Origin of the sequence: Nitrospirillum guaranorum (genome assembly GCF_034653275.1) — a bacterium.
GTDB lineage: Bacteria > Pseudomonadota > Alphaproteobacteria > Azospirillales > Azospirillaceae > Nitrospirillum.
This window is the reverse complement of the sequence record NZ_JAYEES010000003.1, coordinates 219,541-236,230: the sequence shown is the minus strand read 5'-3', so window position 1 is coordinate 236,230 and position 16,690 is coordinate 219,541. Positions and strand designations below refer to the sequence as shown.

The window sequence follows — 16,690 nt, the reverse complement described above, 5'->3', positions numbered from 1 at the left end:
GCCGCCATCCGGGGAGTAGGCTACTCCTTTGGTGAGGCGGGCTTGCCGGTCCAGGTGTTTGAGCCCAGGGACTTGGCGGGCGCGGGGCGGCTGTTGGGCGCGCGAGGCGGGGGCATGGGTTCCGATTTGATCGATGGCCAGGCATTGCTGACGGGGTGGGCCGGCCCCGGGCTGGCGGTCGACGCCGAGGGCCGGGTCACCGCCGCCAACCCGGCGGGCGCCCAGCTGCTGATGCGGGACGACGGCTGGCTGGACCTGCTGTCGCGCTGGGTGGCGGATGGCGGCGTGCTGCAGCCCGGCACCCATTCCAGCCCCCTGCCGGACCAGGAGGTGGTGGAATGGACGCCGCTGGCGCTGCCGCCCGACGGGGCGGGCGGCGCGCGGTACCTGCTGCTGGGGCGCATGGCCACCCTGGAGCGCCGCCTGCGCCAGGCGCTGACGGAATCGCGCCAGCGCTATAAGGACCTGGTGGAAATCTCCAGCGACTTCGCCTGGGAAACCGGGCCGGACGGGCGCTTCGCCTTCGTCTCCCCCGCCGGGGCCATCGGTTACCGTCCGGACGACCTGGTGGGCCTCCACCCCAACGACTTCCTGCTGCCGGAGTTCGACGATGGGCTGTCTCCGTTCGAGGCGCGGGACGCCATCGAGCGGGTGGAGGTCTGGCTGCGCGCGGCGGATGGCCGGCCCGCTTGCCTCATCTCATCCGCCCTGCCGCTGACGGGGCCGGAGGGTCAATGGGTGGGGGCGCGCGGCGCCTGCCGCGATATCACCGACGCCCGGCTGCGGGCCATGGAACTGGCGCAGGTGCGCTTGCGCGAGCGCTACCTGGGCTACATCGTCTCCTCCACCCGCGACGACGTCGACCCCGCGCGCACGCTGGAGATCGCGGCCGGCGTGGCGGTGAACGCCACCGGCGCCGCCGGCTCCGCCCTGCGCGCCCGGGCGGAGGGGGCGGACAGCTACGTCCCCGTGGGCGTGGCGGAAAGCATCCCGGCGGAACTGGAGGCCACACTGGCCGAATTGCCCCACCGCGCGGCGGAAAGCGAGGGGCCGGTGACCGTCACGGCGGCGGGTTACGACGTGCTGGCCGCCCGCACCCTGTTCCGGCACGAGGTCAACGGCGCGGTTCTGGTGTGGCGACCCACGCCGGACAACGCCCCCGGCGGTGGCTCTTCCGAGGGGAGCCCTTCCGGCGGCGAAGGGGGCGGCTGGTCGGCCGACGATTTGTCCATGGCCCGCACCATCGCCGACCACGTGGGCGCCGCCATCGCCCAGGCCCGCTATCAGGAACGGCTGAAAACCCTGTCGGAGCGCGACGGCCTGACCGGGCTGTACAACCGCCGCACGGTCATGGAACTGCTGGGCCAGCGGCTGGGCGCCAAGACCGGGGGCGCCTCCGCCCTGCTGTATTTCGACCTGGACAACTTCAAGGCGGTGAACGACCTGCGCGGGCACACCGCCGGCGACGACGTGCTGCGCGCCGTGGGCGACCTGCTGCGCCGCATGGCGCGGCCCGGTGACTTGGCCGGACGCCTGGGCGGCGACGAGTTCGTGCTGTGGATCGACCGCGTGGACGAGGCCCAGGCCCTGTCCGTGGCCGACCGCCTGCTGCGCGAGGCGGCGGAATTCCTGCGGCCGCTGTCCGCCGCGCCGGAGAAGCCGCTGGGCGTCTCCGTGGGCGTGGCCGTCCACCTGGGCGGCGGGGGCGAGCCGGTGCAAAGCCTGGTGGATCGCGGCGACCAGGGCATGTATGCCGCCAAGCGTCTGGGCAAGGGCCATCGCTGCCTGTCGCCCGCCTACAGTGACGACACCGGGAAAGAGGGTCCCGGGGAACCCGGGGAAAAGGATAAGTGATGGGCGGACTGGACTACGATACCGCCAAGAAGCTGGCCACCGGCGACGCGGCCGACCGGCGTTTCGTCGCCTCGCGCACGGAAACCCAGCCTGAGATCCTGTACTTGCTGGCGACCGACAAGAGTGCCGAGGTGCGGCGTGAGATCGCGCTGAACAGTTCCACCCCGCGCCAGGCGGACATGATGCTGTCCACCGACGCGGACGAGGGCGTGCGCAGCGGCCTGGCCACCAAGATCGCGGCCCTGGTGCCCACGCTGTCCGCCGACCGGGTGGGGCAGATCGAGCGCATGACCCTGCAGATCCTGGAAACCCTGGCCCGCGACCGGGCGGTGGCGGTGCGCGGCGTCATGGTGGCGGCACTGAAGGACCTGCCCAACGCCCCGCCCACGGTCATCCAGCAACTGGCCCGCGACCTGGACGCCTCCATCTCCGGTCCCGTCCTGCGCCACTCCCCCATCCTGACCGACGACGACCTGCTGGAGATCATCGCCGGCGCGCCGGAGGATGAGCGGCTGTGCGCCATCGCCGAGCGCGCGGACGTCAGCGTGGCCGTGTCCGACGCCATCGTGCAGACGGAGCGCGAGGCGGCGGTGGCCAGCCTGCTGGGCAACGCCAGCGCCCAGATCCGGGAAGAGACGCTGGACCGTATCCTGGACCTGGCGCCCAAGCATGAGCCCTGGCACGCCCCCCTTGTGCGGCGGCCCCACCTGCCGCCGGCGGCCGCCGCGCGCATCGCCGGCTTCGTCACCGACAGCCTGGTGAAGGTGCTGGAAAGCCGCAGCGACCTGCCGGTGGAAACCCGCCAGGCCATCACCCAGGCCGTGCGCCAGCGCCTGCCCGCCGCCAAGACCGCCGCCGCCGGCAACGGCCTGGTGGATGAGGAGGAGGCGCCCAAGGAGCGCCCGGCCGACCGCGCCCGGCGCCTGCACAAGGAAAAGAAGCTGACGGAGGACACGGTGACCATGGCCCTGGGCCAGGGCGACCGCGGCTTCGTCATGGCCTCGCTGGCGCTGCTGTCCGGCTTGCCCCAGCCCATCGTGGAAAAGATCATCGCCGGCCAGAGCCCGCGCGGCGTCACCGCCCTGTGCTGGAAGGCCAAGCTGACGATGCGCGCCGCCCGCCAGGTGCAGATGCGCTTGGCCCAAATCCCCCCGTCCAACGTGCTGAACGCGCGTGAGGGCACCAAGTACCCCATGACCGACGACGAGATGAAGTGGCAACTTGAGTTCTTCGGGGTGGAGTGATGGCGCGCAGGCCCGCCTTGTCGGTGGAAGCCCTGGTGGCGCTGGGGCCGGAGAAACTGGCGCAGATCATTCTGGACGAGGCCACCGACAGCGCGCCCTTCCGCAAGCGGGTGAACGCGGCGCTGGCGGCTCTGAAGGGGCCGGACGCGGTGGCCAAGCTGGTAGACCGCCGTCTCGCCGCGCTGGAGCGGGCCCAGGCCATCATTCCTTGGGAAAAGGAAAAGGCGTTCGTCGCCGACCTCCAGGCGACGGTGGATACCATCGTCAAGGAACTGGCCCCGGCGGACGCGTTCTCCGCCGTCAATCGCCTGCTGCGCTTCCTGGGAACGCAGCAGGATGTGCTTGAGCGCACGGCCGATTCCGGTGGGCGCGTGAGCAACCTCTATTGGGAGGCCGCGGAGTCCGCCCATGGGTTGCTGGAGCGGCTGAAGCCGATGGAGCGGGCGCAGGTTGCCCAGTGGCTGACCGGCACGCTGCAGTCGGACGATTATTCCTTGTTCCTGCGCGTCGCTCTGGTTCTGGCGTCCCTGTTGTCCGATGCGCAGGGCCGGGACTGGGAAACGGCGCTGGCCAAGGTGGCGGGTGATCTTGCAGCCCCCTTGGAGGTGCGCCAGGCCCTGGCGGAAGCCCGAGGCGACATGGACACGGTGATGGCGCTGGAGGCGCGGTTGCCGTCCTGGCGGCAGAATCCCTTGCGCCTTGCCGAGCGCTTGCTGGCGGCGGGGCGCCATGAGGACGCGCTGCGCTGGGTGCGCACCGAGGACAAGCCCAACCGGCTGATCATGGCGACCAGGGCGGAACTGATGTCCGGTACCTTGCAGCGCCGGTGGTCCAATCCCGAAAAGCTCCAGCTGGAAGCGAAAATCCTGGAGGCCATGAAGGATCGGGCCGCCGCGCAGGCGCTGCGATGGAAGGGCTTCGAGGCCACGTTGAACGCCAGCCTCCTGCGCGAATACATCGACAAGCTGGATGACTTCCAGGAATTCGACGAGTTGGACCGCGCGTTCGCCCTCGTCGCCGCCAGCGAGGATCCACATAAGGCGCTCGACTTTTTCATCCGTTGGCCTCGTCTCGACCTGGCGGCGTCCCTGGTCTTTGCCCGGCGTGGCGACTGGAGGGGGGCTTACTACGACGTGCTCTCCGACGCGGCGTCGGCGCTGGAGGAAGGGTTCCCCTTGGCGGCGATCGTTCTATACCGTGTGCTGCTGGATGACATCCTCGGTCGCGGCGTCTCGGCCGCTTACGGGCATGCTGCGCGTTACCTCCACCGTTTGGGTGCCCTGGCGCGCCGCGTCGACGCCTATGCCGACATGGAAAATCACACCACCTACGCCCTGCGTTTGCGCAAGGACCATGGCCGCAAGTCGTCCTTCTGGAGCCAGGTGACGCCGGACTGACAGCGCGACAAAAGAAAAACGCCGGGCGGATCACTCCACCCGGCGTTCCGCTTTCTTTGACCGCCGTCGGCGCCTACTTGTGGCCGATCAGGGTGCCGGCGCCGCCTTCGGTGAAGATTTCCATGAGGATGGCGTGGGGCACGCGGCCGTCCAGGATGACGGAGGCGTCGACACCCTTTTCCACCGCCTGGATGCAGGTCTCGATCTTGGGGATCATGCCGCCGCTGGCGGTGCCGTCGGTGATCAGGGCCTTGGCCTGGTCCACCGACAGCTCGGGGATCAGGGCCTTGTCCTTGTTCAGCACGCCGGCCACGTCGGTCAGCAGCAGCAGGCGCTTGGCGTTCATGGCGGCGGCCACGGCGCCGGCGGCGGTGTCGGCGTTGATGTTGAACGTCTCGCCATGCGGGCCGAAGCCGATGGGGGCGATGACGGGGATCAGGCCGGCGTCCTGGATGCGGCGGATCATGCCCGGGTTGACGTTGAAGGGGTCACCCACGAAGCCCAGGTCCAGCACCCGCTCGATGTTGCTGTCGGGGTCGCGCTTGGTGCGCATCACCTTGCGGGCCTCGATCAGGTTGCCGTCCTTGCCCGACAGGCCGATGGCCTGGCCGCCCTGGTCGTTGATCAGCTGCACCAGCTGCTTGTTGATGGAGCCGGACAGCACCATCTCGACGATCTCAACCGTCTCCTTGTCGGTGACGCGCAGGCCGTCGATGAATTCCGACTTGATCTTCAGCCGGTCCAGCATCTGGCCGATCTGCGGCCCGCCGCCGTGCACCACGATGGGGTTGATGCCCACCTGCTTCAGCAGGACGATGTCGCGGGCGAACATCTCGCCCAGGCGCTCGTCGCCCATGGCGTGGCCGCCATACTTCACGACGAAGGTCTGGCCGGCGTAACGGCGCATGTAGGGCAGCGCTTCCGACAGGGTCAGGGCCTTGCCCAGCCACTCCTCACGAGAGGCGGCCAGGGAGGGGGAAGCGGCGGTGGCAGCGGTCATCGGCTGGGATCCGTGTCACGGGATGGAAGGGCGGTCCGTATCTATACCCGACCCGGCCCGGGGGCAATCCCCCGTTACGGACGGTGCGACGATGGGGCCAGCATAGCCGCGCCGGCCGGTCATGCGTGTTACGGATTGGCTAAAGCCGCCAGGCTGGCCCGCAGTTCCGGCACGCCCTGGCCCGTCTCGCTGCTGGTGAACAGCACCTCGGGATGGGCGGCCGGGTGCTTCTTGATCGCGGCCTGGGTGGCGGCGTGCACGTGGTTCAGGGCCTGGCGGGTCAGCTTGTCGGTCTTGGTCAGCACCACCTGATAGACGACGGCGGCGTTGTCCAGCATGCCCATGACCTCCATGTCGATGGGCTTGAAGCCGTGGCGGCTGTCGATCAGCAGGCAGCAGCGGCGCAGGGTCACCCGGCCCTTCAGGTAGGCGCGCACGAACTCGTTCCACGCCTCCACCTTTTCCTTGCTCTCCTTGGCGTAGCCGTAGCCGGGCATGTCCACCAGCGACAGCCGGTCGCCCAGGTCGAAGAAGTTCAGCTGCTGCGTCCGCCCAGGGGTATGCGAGGTGCGGGCCAGGGTCTTGCGGCCGGTCAGGGCGTTCACCAGGCTGGACTTGCCCACGTTGGACCGGCCGGCGAAGGCCACCTCCGGCAGGCCCTGCGGCGGCAGGTTGTCCTTGGCCGAGGCGCCCCACTTGAACTCGCACTCCTTGGCGAACAGCAGGCGGCCCTGCTCCAGCGCCTCGGGCGAGATGGGGGTCAGGGCGGGCAGGGGGGGCAGCTGGATGGCCATGGGCCGTACTCTCTCATGATCTGGAAATAGCGCGGGGGCATGGAACCTTGTCCCATGCCCCCGGCGGTATGAAAACCTGGCGTTTGGCGCCTGGTCAGGTGGGTTTAACACCCATGCGGCGCATCAGCACGTACTGCTGCGTCACGCTGAACAGGTTGGACCACACATAGTAGATCACCAGGCCGGCGGGCAGGGAGCCCATCATCCAGGTGAAGACCAGCGGCATGGTCATCATCACCTTTTGCTGCGTCGGATCCATGCCCGGGGTGGGCGTCATCTTCTGCAGCAGGAACATGGTGCAGCCCAGCAGGATGGGCCAAACGCCCAGGTGCAGGAAGGTGGGCGGGGTGAAGGGCAGCAGGCCGAACAGGTTGAACAGGCTGGTCGGGTCGGGCGCCGACAGGTCATGGATCCAGCCGAAGAAGGGCGCGTGCCGCATCTCGATGGTGACCGAAAGGACCTTATACAGCGACCAGAAGATGGGCATCTGGATCAGGACGGGCAGGCAGCCCGTCATGGGGTTGGCGCCTTCCTTCTTGTACAGCGCCATCATCTCGATGGACGCCTTCTGCTTGTCGTCGCCGGCGCGCTTGCGGATGGCCTCCACCTGCGGCTGCAGCTTCTTCATCTTGGCGGCGCTGCGGAACTGCTTCTGCGCCAGCGGGAACATCAGCGTGCGCAGGCAGATGGTGAACAGCATGATGCCCAGGCCGAAGTTGCCCAGCAGGCGGCCGAAGAAGTCCAGCGCCAGCGAGAACGGCATGGTCAGGAACCACAGGTGGCCGAAGTCGATGGCCCGGTTGAACAGCGGGATGTGCTGTTCATCCTGGTAGCTGTCCAGCAGCTTCATCTCCTTGGCGCCGGCGAACAGGCGCTCGCTGCTCTCCGTGCTCTGCCCGGCCTCCAGCGTCACCGAGGGCTCGGCGTAGTCGGTCTGGTACAGGTCGCCCTTTTCCTGGTGGGCGACATGGGCCGTCAGGCTCTTGGCCTGGTCCGGCACCAGGCTGACCAGCCAGTACTTGTCGGTGATGCCCAGCCAGCCGCCCTTGGTGTCGAAGGACTTGGAGGTCTCGCCCGCCACGTCCTTGTAGCTGATCTCCTTCAGCGTGCCGTCCATCAGGCCGATGGGGCCCTCGTGCAGCATGTAGGAACCGACCAGCGTCGGGTGGCTGGCCCGCGCGATGCGGGCGTAGGGGTAGAGGGTGACGGCGGCGGCGCCGGTGTTCGTCACCTTCTGGCTGATGGTGAACATGTAGTTGGCGTCGACCGCCACCGTGCGCTCGAACGTCAGGCCCTGGCCGTTGTCCCAGCGCAGGGTGACCGGGTGGTCCGGTGTCAGTTCCGTCCCGTCGGCCTGCCATTCGGTGGTGGGGCCGGGGACGGCGGCGCCGTTGGCGGTCCAGCCGTATTCGGCGAAGAAGGCGCCGGGGGCGCCGCTGGGCGACAGCAGGGTGACGGCCGGGCTGCTCTTGTCCACCGTCTCGCGGTAGTCCTGCAGGCTTAGGTCGTCGAAGCGGCCGCCGCGCAGGTTCAGGCTGCCGGCCAGGCGCGGGGTGCGGATGGTGATGCGCTGCCCTTCGCCCAGCACCGTGGCGCGGTCACGCAGGGCGTCGGCCACGCCGCCGGACGCGACGGCCCCCGGCGCGCCCGTGGGCGCGGCGCCGGGGGCCGGCGGCGCCGCCAGGGCCTGCGCCGCCTCTTGCCTGGCCTTCGCCTCTTGCAGGGCGCGCTGGCGCGGGGCCTCGTAGAAGAAGTGGAAGCCCAGCAGGATGGCGGCCGACAGGCCGATGGTGATGAACAGGTTCTTCTGATCGCTCATGTATTCACTTCCCACACGACCCCAGTCCTTGATACCGGGGCCTAGGCCCGGCCGGCGACGACGGCAGTCTTAAAACGAATGCGGCAGGACCCTAACGGGCCGCGCGTCCCCCGTCCATATGGCAGCATTGAATGTCAGGCGAATGACGCCGGAAATGCGACGATTCCGGCGGCATATGGTCCGCTGGTGGCACCGGATCCAGCCCCCCGGCGTTCCAGGGGTGGCAGCGGGCGATGCGTCGCGCCGCCAGCCAGCCGCCCTTCAGCCCGCCGTGCGCCGCCAAGGCCTCAAGCGCGTAGGCCGAGCAGCTAGGCTCGAACCGGCAGCGCGGGCCCAGCAGGGGCGCCAGCAACAGCCGGTAGAGATGGATGGGCAGGCGCAGGGCGCGGGCCAGCGGGCTCATGACGCCGGGCCGACGTCCGCCCCCGCTGGCGGGGGCGCGGACATGACGAAAGCCTGGGCGCCCTCGGTCCAGGCGCCCAGCTTTTTCAAGGCCAGGGTCAGGTCAGCCAACAGGTCGGCGTACCGCCGGGTCACGGTCTCGCTGCGCGCGATGACGACGAAATCGGTGTTGGGCTTGCCATGAAGGGCCAGCACGGCGCGAACGGCCGCGCGGAGGCGTCGCCGGGCGCGGTTGCGCTTGACGGAGTTGCCGACCTTCTTGCTGGCGGTGAAGCCCACGCGCACCAAAACGTCGCCGGCGGCGGGCCGCTGGCGATCGTCGTGGGCACGGGCTTGCAAAATCAGGCCGGGGGTTGCCCATTTACGGCGCGCCCCGGCAACGGCCAGAAACTCCGACCGTTTCAAGAGGCGCCCCACCACGGCTATGCGCCGGGGCGCCATCTCCCTGCCTTAGGCGGAGAGACGCTTGCGGCCCTGGGCGCGACGGCGGGCCAGCACCTTGCGACCGCCGGGGGTCGCCATGCGGGCGCGGAAGCCATGGCGGCGGGCACGCACGAGCTTGCTCGGCTGGAACGTACGCTTCACGACTGATACTCCGGATATAAAACTGGAAAATGGAAGGGCGTTGTATAGTGGCGGCCCGGCGCAGAGTCAATGCGCCTGTTTCCCATCGAAAGGATGGCCGCATTGCCTGTGGAGAGGGCGTCCGACGATTATGAAAGCTCTGGCGCTGGCCGTCCACCCTGCCCCTTGCCCCGCCCGCTGGTGTCTTGGATACGGCGCCTGGCGCCCCTTGGCCTTTTGGTGGCGGGTCTTATTGTGGTGTTGGCGGCCGGCGGGCACCATTGGTTGACGGTTGAGACCTTGTCCGGCCGGCTGACGCAACTCTCAGCCCTGGTCGCCGACCATTCCCTCCGGGCCGCGGCGGCGGTGTTCGGCGTGGCGCTGGCCGTGGCCGCCCTGTCCCTGCCGGCGGCCACGGTGGTCAGCCTGGCGGCGGGATACGCCTTTGGCGCCACTCTGGGCGCGCTGCTCTCCGTGGCGGGCGGCACCCTCGGTGGAACCCTGGTCTTCCTGGCCTTGCGCCGGGCCGGCGTGGGCGGACTTGCGGGGCGGCTGCCCGGCTGGCTGAAGCCTGTGGCGGGCCAGCCCTGGGCCGTGATCCTGGTGCTGCGCCTGCTGCCCATCATGCCCTTTTCCGCCATCAACGTGCTGGCGGCGGCGATTCGCATGCCGGTCCCCATCTTCATCATCGGCACGGCCCTGGGCGCCTATCCCCCGCAATTCCTCTATGCCTTGCTGGGTGCGCGGCTGCCGGCGCTGCTGGCGGCGGGGGAGCGGCCGGGCCTGGGGCTGGTGCTGCGGCCCGAGGTGGGCGGGCCCCTGGCCCTGCTGGTGTTGCTGGCCCTGGCGCCGGTGGCGATTCGCCATTGGCGGCGGGGTGCCTGAGTCGCGTTCGGCCGATTCGGCCCCACATATAAGGTGGAACCAAGAGGAAGGAGGAGCCGCCCATGGCCTGGGATCCCGCGCAGTACGGTTTGTTCGAGGCGGCCCGCGCCCGCCCGGGGCATGACCTCATCGCGGCCTTGCCGCCGTGCAAGCCCGCCACCGTGGTGGACCTGGGCTGCGGCGCCGGCAAGCTGACCATGGCGCTGGCCAGCCGCTGGTCGGCGGCGGAGGTGGCGGGCATCGACAGTTCCGCCGCCATGCTGGGGCGCGCCGCCCTGCTGGACGCCCGCGTGGCCTGGGAACTGGGGGACATCCGTCAGTGGACGCCCAAGGCGCCGGTGGACGTGCTGTTCTCCAACGCGGCCCTGCAGTGGGTGGAGGGGCACGGGACCCTGTTCCCCGCCTGTTCAAGGGGGTGTCGCCCGGCGGCGTGATGGCGGTGCAGATGCCGCGCAACTTCGCCTCCCCCTCCCACACCCTGTTGCGCCAGGTTGCGGCGGAGGGGCCCTGGGCGGCGGCGCTGGAGGGCCGGCTGCGCGAGGCGCCGGTGCACGATCCGGCCCAGTATTACGACTGGCTGGCCCCGGCCGCGTCGCACGTGGACGTGTGGGAGACGGAGTATCTGCACGTCCTGGATGGTCCCGACCCGGTGCTGGAATGGACCAAGGCGACGGCCATGCTGCCCGTGCTGGAAACGCTGCGGGGTGCTGAACTGGCGGATTTCATGGAGCGGTATCGCGCGGCCCTGGCCGCCGCCTATCCGCGCCGTGCCGACGGCCGCACCCTGTTCCCCTTCCGCCGGCTGTTCATCGTGGCCACGCGGGCGTCCTGAAATTGACGGGGAATGCGGATAGGCGGAAAATGGCGCGCCCTGCCCCCTTTCTCCCGCAAGAGGCCCCATGACCGTCCTTGAAGTGGCCGTCTACGCCCTGGTGCTGACCGGCGGCAAGACCCCATTCTTCTGCGAGCAGAAGGACGAGGGGATACCCCAGGGGGCGGTGGCCCAAGTGGAATGCACCAACGGCCTGTCGGCGACGGAGGAGAAGGGCGTCATCCACTACGACAACGGCGTGGCGGTCTTCCGCCTGCCGGATGGCAGCCTGTCTTTCTCCAACGGCATCACCGCCCATTGGGGGGCTGGCAGCTGGGTGCAATTCAGCAACGGCGTCAGCATGCGCCGGGTTGCCGGCGGCAACTTCAGATCCTCGACCGGCATGCTGTGCGAGGCCGGCGGCGCGACCAAGGCGTCGTGCCATAAAGACGCGGAATAGGGGTCACACCACGCTGTCCGGCGCCAGGGCGCAGGGCTCGCCATGGCCGGTCTCGATCTGCACGGTGGCGTGGTTGATGCGGAAGCGGGTCTTCAGCTCACGGCAGATTTGGGCCAGTAGCGGGTCGCCATCGCGATTGTCGGGGCGGACCAGATGGGCGGTCAGGGCGGTGTCGGTGGTGCTGAGCGCCCAGACGTGCAGGTCGTGCACCTCCGCCACGCCGGGCAGGGCCGCCAGATAGGCGCGCACGGCGGCCAGATCCACCCCGGCCGGCACGGCGTCCAGGGCCAGGTTCAGCGATTCGCGCAGCAGCGACCAGGTGCCCAGCACGATCACCACGCTGATGACCAGGCTGATGACCGGGTCCAGCCAAGTCCATCCCGTCCACAGGATCAGGGCGCCAGCGATGACCACGCCCAGCGTGACCAGGGCGTCGGACGCCAGGTGCAGGAAGGCGCCGCGCAGGTTCAAGTCATGTTCCGACCCGCGCATGAACAGCAGGGCCGTGCCGCCGTTGACCAGGATGCCACCGGCCGCGACCCACATCATGATGGTGGGGGCGGCGGGCTCGGGCTCGCTGAAGCGACGCACGGCTTCCCAGGCGATGCCGCCCGTGACCAGCAGCAGGGCCACCGCGTTGGCCAGCGCCGCCAGGATGGAGCTGCCGCCCAGGCCGTAGGTGTAGCGGCTTGAGGGCCGGCGCCGCGCCAGGATCACCGCCACCCAGCTGGCGGCCAGGCCCAGCACGTCGGACAGGTTATGGCCGGCGTCCGCCAGCAGGGCCAGCGAGTTGCTGACGAAGCCGTAGAACGCTTCCGCCCCCACATAGGCCAGGTTCAGGGTGATGCCGATGGCGAAGGCCGTGCCGGCGTCGGCCGGGGCGGCATGGTGGTGGCCACCCAGGCCATGGCTGTGGCCATGGTGGTCGTGATCGTGACCGGCATGGTCGTGGCCATGACCATCATCGTGGCTGTGATCGTGAGGCCCGTGATCATGGTGGCCGTGATCATGCGCACCGGGGCCGTGATGATCGTGCCCATGGTCATGCCCGGCGCAGCTGTGGTCATGGCTATGCTCATGCTCATGCTCATGCTCATGCTCATGCCCGTGATCGTGGCCGTGCGCCGGGGCGGACTTGGGATGGTCGTGGTCGTGCGGGGCCATGGGCTTCGGGGACGGGCTCAGGGGTGGTCGGGCGGCAACCATACCGTGGGCGACCCCAGGGGCGCCACCCGCTTGGCCTCCGGCGGGCTTATGCCGCAGGGGCTTACGCGCTGGCGCCGCCGGCGGCGGCCGCCGCCTCGGTGGTCTTGGCCAGGGTCAGCTGGTCCAGGCGGGTGCGATAGCCGGCGACGGCGGCCAGCACCTCGTTCATGCGCTTTTCCGGATCATCCACCCGGCTGGTCAGGCCCATCAGGGCGTGGGCCTCGCGGCGCAACGCCTCCACCTCGTCGGCGGGCAGGGCGCCGCGGGCCTTCAGGATACCCAGCAGGTTTTCCATGCGGCGGACATGGGTGGTGGCCTCCAGCCGCAGGTCCCCCGGGGGCAGGCGCCGCTCCAGGTCTTCCAGCACATGGGCCACCCGCAGGGCGTGGTCCATGGCGCGCTTTTCCGGCGGATGCACCGACAGGCCGGGCAGGGCGAACTCCACCAGGAACGCCACCTGGAAGCCGTGGCGGATCACCTTTTCCGAATCGATGACCTGGGCGGCGTGGGCCGTCAGCTCATGGATGTTCACGCGGTCGAACTCCCCCGTGCACTTCAGGCGCAGGGGGTTGGGCACGTCGATCAACTGCACCACCTGGCCCTCGCGGGGGCTGCGGCGGCGGTCCGGCCCGATATAGTCGCTGGTGACGACGAACTTCTTGCGGTTCTCGATCAGGTTGACCAGCCGGTCCTGCACCTGCTTGGGCGAATAGGGCTTCACCAGGATGTCGTCCGCGCCGGAACCGGCGAAACGGATCATCATCTGTTGGGTGGGATTCCAGGTCATGACGATGGCGCCCACGAAGGGGTTCAGCGTCGTCAGTCCGTGGCGGATGGCGTGGATCCAGCGCAGGGCGGCCCCCTCCGCCTGGTCGGCGTCCAGGATGACCAGGTCAATGGTGGCCGGGCTGCCGGCGGCGTCGGTTAGGTTGGCATGCTCCGTCACCTTGTCCATGCCCATGCGGGCCAGCATGGCGCGCAGGATGCGCCGGGTGTTCAGGTCGGCATCAACCAGCAGGGTCTGGATCTTGCTGAGATCGGTGGCCATGGGGGCGGCAGGCTTCAAGGCGGCGAGGGCCGGCGGGCCGGCGTCTCAGGGGACCAGGGGACGAATCGCGGGTGGTCATTCCGACATCCCAACGACGCCAGCGAATCATGGCCGTTTACCGTCAAGAATGCAATAAATGCGAGAACAGGGGGCCAGATCCGAAAGGATGCCCCCGATAGTGGCGGTCAAGCCGCCAAGACCCGCTGGTATTCTCCTTGGGCGAGTTCTGAAATCAGGGGGACGGTGGGCCCCCTGATACATGTGCGTGACGGCGTCGTGGCCGCTTTAGCCAATGATGGCCGGGGCCTCGCGCCGGGTCATCAACCGACGATACGCTCCGTCACCGTGGGGCCGCGCCGGGCCGGACCGTTGTCCAGCGTGAAGGCCGCCGCCAAGGCCGCCACGGCGGCATCGGCGTCCGCCTCGGTCGCGGCGTGCACGCGCGCCAGCGGCCGGCCGGTGGGATCGACCTGGTCGCCCAGGCCGGCGATGCCGGTGAAGCCGACGCGATGGTCCACGCCATCCTGCGGCCGGGTGCGGCCGCCGCCCAGGGCCACCACGGCGATGCCCACGGCGCGGGTGTCCACGGCGGTGACGATGCCCGCTTCCACCGCATGGATGTCGCGGACCACCGGCGCCGCCGCCAGGTACGTCTCCGACCGTTCCAGGAAGTCGGCCGGGCCGCCCAGGGCGGTCACCATGCGGCTGAAGCGGTCGGCGGCGCTGCCGTCGGCCAGGGCCCGGTCCACCTTGGCCCGCGCCTCATCGAGGTCGGCGGCCAGCTTGCCCAGCAGCACCAGTTCGGCCGTCAGCTCCCGCGTCACGTCCCACAGGCGGGCCTCCGGCGCCTCGCCCTTCAGGATGGCCACGCACTCCGCCACCTCCACCGCGTTGCCGGCGGTGGTGCCCAGCACCTCGTTCATGTCGGTCAGCAGCGACACGGTGGGCAGGCCGGCGCCGCGCGCCACGCTGGCGATGCTGCGGGCCAGGGCCCGGGCGTCATCGTACTGGGCCATGAAGGCGCCGCTGCCGAACTTCACGTCCATGACCAGGCCGTCCAGCCCGGCGGCCAGCTTCTTGGACAGGATGGAGGCGGTGATGAGGTCGATGCTTTCCACCGTCGCGGTCACGTCGCGGATGGAATAGAGGCGGCGGTCGGCGGGCGCCAGGTCGGACGTGGCGCCGATGACGGCGCAGCCCACCTCGCGCACCACCTGGCGCAGTTTCGCCAGGTCCGGCTGCACGACATAGCCGGGGATGCTTTCCATCTTGTCGAAGGTGCCGCCGGTATGGCCCAGGCCCCGGCCGGACAGCATGGGCACGAAGCCGCCGCAGGCCGCCACCAGGGGCGCCAACAGCAGGCTGACCTTGTCGCCGACGCCGCCGGTGGAATGCTTGTCCAGGATGGGGCCGGGCAGGTTTTGCGAGCGCCATTCCATCACCGTGCCGGACTGGGTCATGGCGCGGGTCAGGGCCACCCGCTCCTCCATCTCCAGCCCCTGGAAATAGACGGCCATGGCGAAGGCGGCGGCCTGGCCCTCGGTGACGCGGCCGTCGGTCAGGCCGCGCACGAAGTCGGTGATGTCGGCGGCGGCCAGGCGGCCGCCGTCACGCTTCTGGCGGATGATTTCTTGGGGAAGCATGGGATGGTCCGTTCGCGAATAGGGGCGCCCGCCGATGGGGCGGCGCGGAAAGGGTCGATGGAAGGGGCTCAGTACCCGCTGGATACCGCCGGGTGTCCGTCGCCCTGGCCCAAGGCCGCCAGCAGGGCGTCCAGCAGGCCCGAGGCGCCGAAGCGGAAGGTGGCGGGGCTGACCCAGCCGGGGCCGCAGATCTTGTCCGCCAGCGCCAGGTAGTCCCGCGCCCCGTCCAGGTCGCGGATGCCGCCGGACGCCTTGAAGCCCACGGGCCGGCGGGGGGGGCCGTCGTCGTCCGGCTTCAGGCTGTCGCGGCAGGCTTCCAGCATGATGCGGGCGGCCCCCAGGGTGGCGCCGATCTGCACCTTGCCGGTGGAGGTCTTCAGGAAATCGGCGCCGTTGCGCACGGCGATCTCCACCGCCCTTTCGATGAAGACGGGCTTGGCCAGGCTGCCGGTCTCCAGGATGACCTTCATGACGGCGTCGCCCGCCGCCTCGCGCGTGGCGGCCAGCACCTCATCGGGCTGGGTGCTGTTGGGGTAGTGCATGATGCTGTGGTAGGGGATGACCACGTCGATCTCGTCGGCGCCGTCGGCCAGGGCGGCCAGGGTCTGCTCCGCCACCTTTTCCGGCGACAGGCTGCCGCCGGGGAAGTTCACCACCGTGGCGATGCGCACGCCCGTGCCGGCCAGGCGCGCGCGCGCCTGGGGAACGAAGCTGGGCCACAGGCAGACGGCGGCCACGCGGCCGGCCGGGCTGACGGCCCGGGCGCACAGCGCGTCGGTCGTGGCCTCGTCCTCTTCCTCGTTGAGGCTGGTCAGGTCCAGCAGCGGCAGGGCACGGCGGGCCAATTCCTGGCCCTCTGGCGATTGCGGATCGGTCATGGCGGTCGGCGGCTCAACCCGATTGGGAACGTAACCCGATTAGAAACTTAAGTTGTCCGGCCCGAAGGAGAAGGGCAGCAACTGGTCCATGGTGAAGGTGGCACGCACCCCCTCCGGCCCCGCCACATGGATCAGAGTGTCGGGGGTGGAGAATTCGCGCAGGCGCTGGCGGCAGCCGCCGCAGGGCGTGCACAGGCCCGACGCGTCCGCGGCCGGGTCGGCCGGCGCGCCGATGACCACGATCTCGGCGATGCGCTTCTTTCCGCCCGCGACCATGGCGCCGATGGCGCTGGCCTCCGCGCACTGGCCCTGGGGATAGGCCGCGTTTTCCACGTTGCCGCCGGCGAAGACGGCGCCATCCGGCGTGCGCAGGGCCGCCCCCACCAGGAAACGGGAATAGGGCGCGTGGGCATGGCCACGCGCGGACGCGGCGGCGGCGAACAGCTCGGGCACGGCCGGGGTCGGGGCCGGGGCGGGCGGGGTGGCGGTCATGGCCGTCGGCGTCTCCTGATCCGGTGATGCGGAAGGTGGGATAGGGCGGTACCAACAGGGTGGCATGGCGACACCGCCATAACCTGACCAAATGGTCAAGTCGCAGGGTGTGCCCAAGGCGAAGAAACCGCAAGGCCCGAAAATGCGAAAGCGGCCTTTGACGGACCGCTTTCAACACTTTCAGATGCTGGCG

Annotated in this window: 18 protein-coding genes; 7 read left to right on the top strand and 11 right to left on the bottom strand. The window is 69.7% G+C overall.

Annotation, left to right across the window (positions count from 1 at the left end; all coding sequences use genetic code 11):
* The first annotated feature begins 114 nt into the window (after positions 1-114).
* Genes UAJ10_RS09875 through UAJ10_RS09865 form a run of 3 tightly spaced genes read left to right on the top strand, consistent with a single transcriptional unit; the run spans position 115 to position 4,495 of the window.
* Positions 115-1,854, top strand: a complete 1,740-nt coding sequence (locus tag UAJ10_RS09875; protein WP_322915212.1) for a sensor domain-containing diguanylate cyclase — start codon at positions 115-117, stop codon at positions 1,852-1,854.
* Entirely contained in the window at positions 1,854-3,098 is a 1,245-nt protein-coding gene (locus UAJ10_RS09870) for a DUF2336 domain-containing protein (protein WP_322915211.1), read from the top strand. Before UAJ10_RS09875 ends, UAJ10_RS09870 begins: the two co-directional genes overlap by 1 nt.
* A 17-nt stretch (positions 3,099-3,115) precedes the next feature.
* Positions 3,116-4,495 carry a DUF6880 family protein gene (locus UAJ10_RS09865; protein ID WP_416235358.1) on the top strand — a complete coding sequence of 460 codons (1,380 nt, stop codon included), beginning with the start codon at positions 3,116-3,118 and terminating at the stop codon, positions 4,493-4,495.
* Between the two features lie 73 nt (positions 4,496-4,568).
* Here the strand turns inward: UAJ10_RS09865 and argB are convergent, their stop codons facing one another.
* From argB to rpmH, 6 genes are all read right to left on the bottom strand, one after another.
* The gene (gene argB / locus UAJ10_RS09860; protein ID WP_322915209.1) at positions 4,569-5,495 is read right to left on the bottom strand and encodes an acetylglutamate kinase; all 927 of its coding nucleotides are present in this window, start codon (positions 5,493-5,495) and stop codon (positions 4,569-4,571) included.
* A 128-nt stretch (positions 5,496-5,623) separates the two neighbouring features.
* Entirely contained in the window at positions 5,624-6,289 is a 666-nt protein-coding gene (yihA, locus tag UAJ10_RS09855) for a ribosome biogenesis GTP-binding protein YihA/YsxC (RefSeq protein ID WP_322915208.1), read from the bottom strand.
* A gap of 94 nt (positions 6,290-6,383) precedes the next feature.
* Positions 6,384-8,108 carry a membrane protein insertase YidC gene (gene yidC, locus UAJ10_RS09850; protein WP_322915207.1) on the bottom strand — a complete coding sequence of 575 codons (1,725 nt, stop codon included), beginning with the start codon at positions 8,106-8,108 and terminating at the stop codon, positions 6,384-6,386.
* 91 nt (positions 8,109-8,199) lie between these two features.
* Positions 8,200-8,511, bottom strand: coding sequence for a membrane protein insertion efficiency factor YidD (gene yidD, locus UAJ10_RS09845; protein WP_322915206.1), 312 nt, complete (start codon positions 8,509-8,511; stop codon positions 8,200-8,202).
* The gene (rnpA, locus tag UAJ10_RS09840; protein WP_322915205.1) at positions 8,508-8,951 is read right to left on the bottom strand and encodes a ribonuclease P protein component; all 444 of its coding nucleotides are present in this window, start codon (positions 8,949-8,951) and stop codon (positions 8,508-8,510) included. The genes yidD and rnpA overlap by 4 nt, the downstream gene beginning before the upstream one ends.
* A 9-nt stretch (positions 8,952-8,960) precedes the next feature.
* Entirely contained in the window at positions 8,961-9,095 is a 135-nt protein-coding gene (gene rpmH, locus UAJ10_RS09835) for a 50S ribosomal protein L34 (RefSeq protein WP_044558639.1), read from the bottom strand.
* 264 nt (positions 9,096-9,359) lie between these two features.
* Between rpmH and UAJ10_RS09830 the strand changes: the two genes are divergently transcribed.
* The 4 genes from UAJ10_RS09830 (at position 9,360) to UAJ10_RS09815 (ending at position 11,230) form a co-directional block, all read left to right on the top strand.
* Positions 9,360-9,959 carry a TVP38/TMEM64 family protein gene (locus UAJ10_RS09830; RefSeq protein WP_322915204.1) on the top strand — a complete coding sequence of 200 codons (600 nt, stop codon included), beginning with the start codon at positions 9,360-9,362 and terminating at the stop codon, positions 9,957-9,959.
* Positions 9,960-10,021: 62 nt separating this feature from the next.
* Positions 10,022-10,393: a methyltransferase domain-containing protein gene (locus tag UAJ10_RS09825; RefSeq protein ID WP_322915203.1), complete on the top strand. Its 372-nt coding sequence runs from the start codon at positions 10,022-10,024 to the stop codon at positions 10,391-10,393.
* Positions 10,393-10,791 (top strand): hypothetical protein, encoded by a 399-nt coding sequence (locus UAJ10_RS09820; RefSeq protein WP_322915202.1) that lies wholly within the window; start codon positions 10,393-10,395, stop codon positions 10,789-10,791. The genes UAJ10_RS09825 and UAJ10_RS09820 overlap by 1 nt, the downstream gene beginning before the upstream one ends.
* 67 nt (positions 10,792-10,858) lie before the next feature.
* Positions 10,859-11,230 carry a hypothetical protein gene (locus tag UAJ10_RS09815; RefSeq protein ID WP_322915201.1) on the top strand — a complete coding sequence of 124 codons (372 nt, stop codon included), beginning with the start codon at positions 10,859-10,861 and terminating at the stop codon, positions 11,228-11,230.
* Between the two features lie 3 nt (positions 11,231-11,233).
* On the opposite strand, the gene UAJ10_RS09810 is transcribed toward UAJ10_RS09815, so the two are convergent.
* From UAJ10_RS09810 to cdd, 5 genes are all read right to left on the bottom strand, one after another.
* Positions 11,234-12,394 carry a cation diffusion facilitator family transporter gene (locus UAJ10_RS09810; protein ID WP_322915200.1) on the bottom strand — a complete coding sequence of 387 codons (1,161 nt, stop codon included), beginning with the start codon at positions 12,392-12,394 and terminating at the stop codon, positions 11,234-11,236.
* 103 nt (positions 12,395-12,497) lie between these two features.
* On the bottom strand, positions 12,498-13,484 hold the full coding sequence (locus UAJ10_RS09805; RefSeq protein WP_322915199.1) for a response regulator: 987 nt from the start codon (positions 13,482-13,484) through the stop codon (positions 12,498-12,500).
* A gap of 320 nt (positions 13,485-13,804) precedes the next feature.
* The gene (gene deoA / locus UAJ10_RS09800; protein WP_322915198.1) at positions 13,805-15,127 is read right to left on the bottom strand and encodes a thymidine phosphorylase; all 1,323 of its coding nucleotides are present in this window, start codon (positions 15,125-15,127) and stop codon (positions 13,805-13,807) included.
* A gap of 68 nt (positions 15,128-15,195) precedes the next feature.
* Positions 15,196-16,005, bottom strand: coding sequence for a deoxyribose-phosphate aldolase (gene deoC / locus UAJ10_RS09795; protein ID WP_322915197.1), 810 nt, complete (start codon positions 16,003-16,005; stop codon positions 15,196-15,198).
* A gap of 39 nt (positions 16,006-16,044) precedes the next feature.
* Entirely contained in the window at positions 16,045-16,497 is a 453-nt protein-coding gene (cdd, locus tag UAJ10_RS09790) for a cytidine deaminase (RefSeq protein WP_322915196.1), read from the bottom strand.
* Positions 16,498-16,690 lie beyond the last annotated feature (193 nt).